Origin of the sequence: Nostocoides vanveenii (assembly GCF_039531165.1) — a bacterium.
GTDB classification, from domain to species: Bacteria; Actinomycetota; Actinomycetes; order Actinomycetales; family Dermatophilaceae; genus Nostocoides_A; species Nostocoides_A vanveenii.
The window spans coordinates 72,873-81,553 of sequence record NZ_BAAAPN010000019.1; the positions used below are offsets into that span (position 1 = coordinate 72,873).

General features: G+C 65.3%; 5 protein-coding genes. 3 read left to right on the forward strand and 2 right to left on the reverse strand.

The genetic code is table 11. The features are described from left to right. Positions 1-21 precede the first annotated feature (21 nt). On the reverse strand, positions 22-216 hold the full coding sequence (locus ABD209_RS03925; protein ID WP_344062415.1) for a hypothetical protein: 195 nt from the start codon (positions 214-216) through the stop codon (positions 22-24). 242 nt (positions 217-458) lie between these two features. On the opposite strand from ABD209_RS03925, the gene mobF reads away from it, so the two are divergent. The 3 genes from mobF (at position 459) to ABD209_RS03940 (ending at position 7,833) form a co-directional block, all read left to right on the forward strand. Continuing rightward, positions 459-4,070, forward strand: coding sequence for a MobF family relaxase (gene mobF / locus ABD209_RS03930; protein ID WP_344062439.1), 3,612 nt, complete (start codon positions 459-461; stop codon positions 4,068-4,070). A 197-nt stretch (positions 4,071-4,267) separates the two neighbouring features. Continuing rightward, complete coding sequence (locus ABD209_RS03935) at positions 4,268-5,266, forward strand: AAA family ATPase (RefSeq protein ID WP_344062418.1); 999 nt, start codon at positions 4,268-4,270, stop codon at positions 5,264-5,266. A 236-nt stretch (positions 5,267-5,502) separates the two neighbouring features. Next, positions 5,503-7,833, forward strand: coding sequence for a S8 family peptidase (locus tag ABD209_RS03940; protein ID WP_344062421.1), 2,331 nt, complete (start codon positions 5,503-5,505; stop codon positions 7,831-7,833). 40 nt (positions 7,834-7,873) lie between these two features. Here ABD209_RS03940 and ABD209_RS03945 read toward each other — a convergent pair whose 3' ends face one another. Further along, positions 7,874-8,575 (reverse strand): DNA-processing protein DprA, encoded by a 702-nt coding sequence (locus tag ABD209_RS03945; RefSeq protein ID WP_344062442.1) that lies wholly within the window; start codon positions 8,573-8,575, stop codon positions 7,874-7,876. Between the last annotated feature and the right edge of the window lie 106 nt (positions 8,576-8,681).

An 8,681-nucleotide genomic window follows, 5' to 3' on the forward strand; every position in this document is an offset into this window, starting at 1 on the left:
ACCGAGGTTCGGAGCGCCTGGCTAATAGTGGGCGAAGACGCGGGCGACGGGCTCGTTGAGCTCGGAGAACCACACCGTCCTGGCGTTGAGAACGTGCTCGACGGCGAGGTCGAGGCCGCCGTAGCCGCTGAACAACGACCCGATCCTGAGGTCTGATTCGCCGTCGGCGTTGAGGTCGTGCATGAAGGTCGCTCCGGTGACGGTCGTCCCCCGCATCCGTGCCTCATCGAGAACTTATGAGGAGCTGGTCACCTGTCAGGTGCACGGCTCCGACACGCGCCTGCTGCTCAAATGAGCCCTCGCTTGCCGCCGCCCGAGGTCCTCCATCTCCGGCCTTCGCTCCGACCGCCGTCCGAGGTCACACGCCTCTTGCAGGTCGAGGGAGAGCGGGCATTACCGCTTGCTTCAGAAGTCACCGGGTGCGGGTGCTCACCTGCTCGCCAGGAGCGGAGGTGAGCATGACGGTTTCGATGCGCGTGATGTCGGCGGGTGATGGCTACAAGTACCTACTCAAGACGGTCGCGGCAGCCGACGGCGACAGGCCACTCTCCACGCCACTCACTCGCTACTACATGGAGGAAGGCACCCCGCCTGGTCGCTGGCTCGGCGCGGGCGTAGCGGACCTCGGCAAGGGCGAGATTCAAGTGGGCGACCGAGTATCAGAAGACCAACTCCAGCTCCTGATGGGCACGGGGTGTGATCCGATCACCGGCGACAAGCTCGGCTTGGGCTTCCCGGCCTACAAGAGCCAGGTGCAGCGAATCGAAGCGCGGATCGCTGGCCTTGAGTCGACGATGACACCCGGCGCCAAGGGCGAAGCCGTCGCGCAGATCGTGGCCGAGGAGACGACCCGAAGTACGCGGCGTGCTGTGGCGGGCTTCGACTTCACCTTCTCGATTCCGAAGTCAGCATCAGTGTTGTGGGCGGTCGCCGACGCCGGGGTCCAGGCACTCATTGGGGAGGCGCATCATCGAGCGGTTGCGGAGGTGGTTGCGTTCATGGAGCGCGAGGTTGCGGCCACTCGCACGGGTGCAACCGCCGGGGACGGCGCGGTTGCGCAGGTCGATGTCACCGGGCTCATCGCGACCGCGTTCGATCACTTCGACTCCCGCGCCGGCGACCCCCATCTCCACACGCACGTCGTCGTCAGCAACAAGGCCAGGACCGTCCTCGATGGGAAGTGGCGCTCGCTCGACGGCAGGCCGATGCACGCCGCCGTCGTCGCCCTCTCCGAACTACATGAAGCCGTGTTCGCCGACCACATGACGCGCACCTTCGGCGTTTCCTGGGAGGCGCGCGAGATGGGTCGGGACCGGAACCCAGCATGGGCGATCACTGGAGTGCCCGAGGAACTGGTCGCCGAGTTCTCTACCCGCGCTCGTCACATCGACGCCGAGACCGACCGTCTCATCGCTGATTACGTCGCAGCGCACGGACGACGTCCGACACCAGCAGTCATCATGAAACTCAGAGCCCAAGCGACCCTTGCCACGCGGCCCGAGAAGCAGGTCCGATCCCTTGCCGATCTGACTGCGGAGTGGCGAACCCGCGCAACGAAGGTGCTGGGGCGGGACGTGACGATGTGGGCACGCGAGATCACCGACAACGACAAGCCGCTCCTGCTGCGCGCCGACGACGTGCCGCTCGACGTAATCGGCGAGATTGGGCGTTCAGTCGTCGAGGTGGTCGGTGAGAAGCGTTCGACCTGGCGGCGATGGAATCTCATGGCTGAGGCATCCCGACAGACGATGGGCTGGCGGTTCGCCACCAGGCAGGACCGCGAAGCCATCGTTGCGATGGTCGCCGACGCCGCCGAGCTCGTTTCCCTTCGGCTGACGCCGCCCGAACTCGCCTCGTCGCCCGTCGTGTTCCGCCGCCCCGACGGCACCTCCGTGTTCCGCCCAAAGAGCTCGACCGTGTTCACCTCCGAGTCCCAGCTCGCGGCCGAGGACAGACTCCTCGAACGAGCAGCGAACCTGGCCGGTCCGACGGTGCCACTCGCAACGGTCGAGAGGATCACGCGCAGACCCGACGCGGACGGCCGAATGCTCGGCGACGACCAAGCCGACGCCTTGAGCCGCATTGCGGTGTCGGGACGGATGCTCGACGTGCTGGTCGGTCCCGCCGGGGCGGGCAAGACAACCGCCATGAACACGCTCCGCCGCGCGTGGGAGGCTGAGCACGGCACCGGGTCGGTCGTCGGTCTCGCGCCGTCAGCGGTCGCAGCACAGGTTCTCGCCGACGATATCGGGATCGCGACGGAGAACACGGCGAAGTGGTGGCAGAACCACCTCATCCACGGCACCACGTTCGAGGCGGGCCAGCTCGTCATCATCGACGAAGCCTCCCTCGCTGGCACCCTGTCACTGGACCGCATCACACACCTCGCCCAAGACGCAGGCGCGAAGGTGCTGCTGGTCGGCGACCACGCCCAGCTGCAATCCGTGGACGCCGGCGGAGCATTCGCGATGATCGCCAGAGACCGAGCCGACACTCCCGAACTCGTAGACGTTCACCGCTTCACCCACACCTGGGAGAAGACCGCCTCACTCGAGCTACGCCACGGACGCACGGTGGCTATCGACACCTACCTCGCCCACGAGCGCATCACCGACGGCGACGGCGAGGCGATGACCGATGCTGCCTACAACGCGTGGCGCGCCGACCGTGACGCGGGACTGGTCTCGGTGCTGATCGCCGAAACCCACGAAGACGTGACCGCACTGAACCGTCGCGCCCGTGCCGACCTGATCCTCAACAAAACGCTGAACTCCGACCGCGAGGTCGAACTGCGTGCCGGCACCGCCGCCGGCGTGGGCGACACCATCATCACGCGCCTCAACAACCGGAACCTCCGCACCCTGGCCGGGCGGGACTGGGTGCGCAACGGCGACATCTGGACCGTCACCGCCGTCGGCGACGACGGGACCGTCACCATCGCACGCGACTACGGGACCGGCACCACTGACCGCGACGACGGAACCTTCAGGGCTCGCAGGCGTGGGCGCAGGTTCGGCGGCAGCATCGTCCTCCCAGGCTCGTACGTGGCCGAGCATGTCGATCTCGGCTATGCAGTTACCGCCTACCGGGCCCAGGGCATCACGACCGACACCGCGCACGTCCTGGTCGAACCGACCTCGACGAGGGAGACTTTCTACGTCGCGATGACCCGAGGCCGGCACGCGAACCACGCCTACGTGGCTCTCGACCGCGCCGACGACCATGCCCAGCCGCACCCTGGTGACGACCCGCATGCCACCGCGCGGAGCGTACTCCGCGGCGTTCTGCAGCACAGTGGGGCCGAACTCTCGGCGCACGAGACCATCGTCGCCGAGCACGAGCAGTGGGGCTCGATCGCTCAACTCGCCGCCGAGTACGAGACCATCGCCGCCTCAGCCCAACACGACCGTTGGGCCATCCTCATCCGTGGCTCCGGGCTCACCGACGAACAGGCGGAGAAGGCCATCGAGTCCGAGGCGTTCGGCCCGCTCGCGGCTGAGCTCCGACGCGCTGAAGCGAACCATCACAATGTCGATGCCCTCCTGCCGCGCCTCGTGGCCGCGCGCGGGTTTGGTGACGCGGACGACATCGCCGCCGTCCTCCACTACCGCGTCGAGCGGGCCACCGCCCGTCCCGCAGGCTCGGGCAGGACTCGCAAACCAGCGCGCCTCATCGCCGGCCTCATCCCATCGGCGCACGGCGTCATCGACGTTGAGATGCGAGCGGCTCTCGACGAGCGAGAGGAACTGATCGAGGCGCGCGCTGACGCAGTACTCGACGACGCCCTGACCGAGTGGGCGCCGTGGACGAAGGCTCTTGGAACGCCGCCCAACGACCGACGTCGAGCCGCAGCCTGGCGCAAGTCCGCACGCGTGGTCGCCGCCTACCGGGACCGGTACCGCATCACCGACGACGCACCCCTCGGGCCCCCGCCCGAGTCGGCCGCCCAGAAGATCGACGCCGCGAGGGCGCGATCCGCGCTCACGCAAGCAACCGAAGTTGCCGGTACGCGCACAGGACGTAGCGGGCCCCGGCCGGTCGAGCACAGATCGCTCGGTCGCTCGCTGTAAGTCCTGTGGCAGGCGGGCGATCTGCGGAGGATACTGTCGTCCACCTGCTTCGAACTGACCCGTGTCGTGGGCAGAGGGAGCATCTGGCACGACCTTGTCTCTCTCGGCAGGTGCTCCAGCAGCGAGAGGCCGCTACCGGTACGCTTAGAGGATCACCACCCGGCTTTGGAGGCGTGCCACTGAGAGGAGGTCCCCTGATGGCGACCAACGATCAGGTCAAGGCGCTCGTGAAGAGCCACGCCGACGGCGACGACCCGCAGTTTTACGCTGTGGCGATGCAGGTCGCGGCCAAGGCCGCACGCGCCGGACAGTCAAAGTTCGCTCAGGAGCTTCGCGACCTCGTCAACGACCTCCGTGAGCGATCTGGCCAACGAGCCCGCATCGCCGCCGTGGTTCCGTTCGCTCAGCCGAAGGGTGAGCTCGGGGCGCTGCTGAACGTCTCGTACCCCGAGGCCAGACTGAGTGACCTCGTGCTCACGGACAATCTCCACGAACGACTGACGCACGTACTGCTGGAACAGAGGCAGCGTGACGCGCTGGCACGACATGGCCTGACCCCTGCCCGGCGTCTTTTACTCACGGGGCCGCCGGGCACCGGGAAGACATCCACAGCGCGTGTGATCGCCGGCGAACTCGGACTTCCCCTGTTCTCGATCAGACTGGACACGGTGCTGACGAAGTTCATGGGAGAGACCGCCGCGAAACTGCGTCTCGTATTCGATGCGCTCGCCGAGACTCGTGGCGTCTACCTTTTCGATGAGGTGGACGCTCTCGGTGGCGACCGCGCCGCACAGAACGACGTAGGAGAGATTCGCCGAGTACTCAACTCGTTCCTACAGTTCCTTGAAGAGGACACATCAGACAGCGTCATCATCGCTGCAACAAACCACCCAAGTCTGTTGGACAACGCGCTGTTCCGCAGATTTGACACCGTGATGGACTTCGCTCTGCCAGACGACGCAGCAGTGGAGTCGGTCATCAAGAACCGGCTCGCGTCCTTCCAGATCCACAACCTGAGCTGGACAAGAATCATCCCGGCAGCTCGTGGTCTGAGCCACGCTGAGATCGCGACCGCAGCCGAGAACGCCGCTAAGCGAACCGTCCTTGGTGAACGCACTCAAGTGCGAACCGATGATGTTGTCATCGCTTTGGAAGAACGTCCCCGCCCCAAGCGGCGGACTGACGGGGCAAATTAGCGAAGATGGCTGAGCGAGACCGTCCGCACATCCTGGTGCCCACGCCGCCCGCGTCTGAGTCCTTCACGCCTATCACGACGCCGGTGACGAGCCGGGGTGGAGGGTTCGGCGGGAGCCGGAGCGAGCACGGGAAGCGCCTGACTCAAGAGTTCGAGGCCGCCTGGGTTCCTCCGGCAGATGAGCCTGAGACCACGGGCACATACCTCACCTTCGCCTCCTTTCCTGGTCTCGATTTGATGTTCGAGAGCTTGGAGTCGCGTCGGCCTGGTGCCCAGCCAGAGCTTGTCGCTGTCCAACATGAATCGACCCCCGCAGGTGAGGTCTCAAACGCGACGGTCTTTATCCCCGAAGGGCAGAAGGAGTTCTTCCTCAAGAAGCTTGAGCAGTACGTCGAGACTGCCGAGGTCGCAGAAGGGAAGCCGAAGCACGCGGCTCTGATCGAAGGTATTGCCTCGATGCGTCGCGCAACGATCCGAGAGCTGTGGACGGACCCTGCTGACGAGTACCCGACCAACCCCACCGAATCCCGCTGGTGGGAACTGTGGCTCAGAGTCATTGACGGCCAGGAGTATGCCCGACTGACGGCGTACGCCCAGCAGCACAACCTCCCTGTGAGCGACCACTACCTCGGATTCGGTGACCGAACGGTCGTGCTCATCCGCGCCACGAGCGAACAACTCGCGATGACCTTCCGGAGCATTGACGACATCGCCGAGTTGCGTCGCCCTCACGAAGTAGCATCGTTCCTTCCAGGGTTATCCGCATTCGAACAGCGCGACTGGGTGCGCGAGCTGCAATCTCGCGTCGAGCACGCTGGAACCGACGCGCCCGTGGTGTGCCTCCTCGACCGTGGCGTGCAAGCCGGGCACCCGCTATTGGAAGACTCACTCGCAGCCGATGATCTTCACTCGGTTGAGCCAAGTTGGCGCAAAGATGTGGCGATCCACGCACACGGCACCGAGATGGCAGGACTTGCGCTCTATGGAGACCTGCAAGCCGCAGTCGGCGCTCAGCACCGCATCCGTCTGGAGCATCGGCTCGAATCAGTAAAGCTGCTCCCTGACACTGGGGACAACGATCCCGATGTGTACGGGGCCGTGACGGCGAGAGCGATCGATCAGCCCGAGATTTCAGCACTGAATCGGGCCCGGGTGTTCATGCTGGCCATCACTGCACCTGCCGCTGCGCCAAACCCAGGGCATCGTGTCGAAGACCGTCCGAAGCAGGAGTACGGGCGTCCAACCGCATGGTCAGCCACGCTCGATGCCCTGACCTTCGGCCGTGCGATTGATGACAGCGTCCCCAAGTTCACCTACCTGAACCGAGACGAGGAGCCGACGCCCCGGCTCTTTGTCGTTTCCGCTGGCAACATCCGTGACGTGCGCGCCGAGGACAATCACCTCGATCGTAGCGACGCGGAAGGAGTCGAAGACCCGGCACAGTCGTGGAACGCGCTCGCGGTTGGAGCCTACGCCGAGCATGACGCGATGGATCACGCCCCCGACGTCTTCGCAGGATACGTACCGATTGCCGCTCGTGGTGAACTATCGCCGACCAGCCGAACCTCCGTGTCCTTTGATCAGAAGCGGTGGCCGTTCAAACCGGATGTCGTTGCACCTGGTGGGAACCTTGCTCGGACCCCTGACGGCTCAGAGGTGGACACGCCTGAGAACCTCGCGATCCTCACCACTCGTCTTCAACACCCAGGCGAGGGCTTCTTTACGACCACGCGGGATACCTCGGCAGCCACGGCCCAGGTCGCGGCAATCGCAGCCGACATCCGGGCCGCCTATCCTCATTTGAGGCCCGAGACGGTCCGCGCCCTGATCGTCCACTCCGCCGAGTGGACTGACGCGATGCAAGCGCGAATCACGGCCGCGAGCACAAAGGGAGCAGCGGTCAACTTGCTTCGTCGTTACGGGATGGGCGTGCCCAGCCTGGAACGCGCTACGCGCAGCGCAACCAATGCGCTGACACTGGTGGACGAGGCAGTCATCCATCCATACGAGCGTGACGGGAATTCCAGCAGCGGGAAAGCGCGCGAGATGAACCTGCATCGCCTGCCGTGGCCCATCGACGAGTTGTCCGCGCTCGGGGAGACTGAAGTTCGGCTGCGCGTCACCCTCTCGTACTTTGTAGAACCAAATCCATCGAGTCGCGGCTGGACGGGCCGATACGTCTATCCCTCTCATGGGTTGCGCTTCGCGATGAAACGACCCGAGGATAACCTTGACGCGTTCCGCCAGCGCGTCAATAAGCAGGCACGCGATGAAGATGAGAAGCCACTGGCCCTCAATACCGAGAGCGGTTGGCTTTTCGGCCGTGATCAGCAGACCTCGGCCGGATCGCTTCACACCGATATTTGGTCGGGGTCGGCCGCCGACCTCGCGGCCAAAGAGGCTGTCGTTGTGTACCCCGTCGCAGGTTGGTGGAAGAACCGGCCGAAGATGGATCAGAGCGACAAAGGCGTCAACTACTCGCTCGTCGTCAGCATCGAGACCCCCGAGGTGGAAGTCGACCTCTGGACACCGGTCTACCAGCAGGTGGCCGCAGTGATCGAGGTCTGACAGCGAGACCTGATCCTGCGGTGCGCATGAACGCGGACTTTCACCTCGACAACGTTGGCCGGGAGCCCTGATGGCTGCGCGCCGAGTCGCGTGACATGGGAGCCTGGGGATCGGATGCTGTGAAGACCTGCCCGCTCTCGTGACTGAGCGATCTCGTCTCCGTCGGTTGGCGCGGGCGCGTCAGATCACCCGCATGCGCGACAACATGAGCGAGTCTCTGTGCGAGCAAGAGATTGGGGCCGGTGCTCGTCGCACTGGTCACTGGACCGGGAACAGCTCCGACGGCGCGGCCGAGTTCGTGCGCGCGCCGGGCGACGGTCATCGATCCAGAGCGAACACCAGCCTCGACGACGACGGTCGCTGCGGAGAGCGCGGCCATCAGGCGTGCGCGAGCGAGGAAGCGATGGCGCGTCGGCACTGCGCCGGGTGGAACCTCGCTGACCATGAGGCCGAGGTCGGCTACTCGCTCAAGTAGTTTACGGTGACCCATCGGGTAGGGACGATCAACGCCGTTCGCCATGACCGCGATCGTGTCGCCACCGGATGCCAGCACCGCTCGATGGGCAGCCCCTTCGATACCGTACGCACCGCCGGCCAGCACTATCCGTTCAGCGTTGGCGAGGTAGGACGCCAACTCCGCGGCCACATGCTCGCCGTACGAGGTCGCGGCCCTCGCTCCGGTGATCGTGACGAGATCGTTGAGCGGTCGCGCGAGGAAAGATGTCGTGCCACGAGTCCACAGGCCTCGGCGTGCTGCTGCGCAGGCACCGTGCCGACGACACCGTCACCAAGGCCATCGCCCGGGTTCTACGAGCCGACCTCGTCGTCGTCGACGACATCGGACTCCT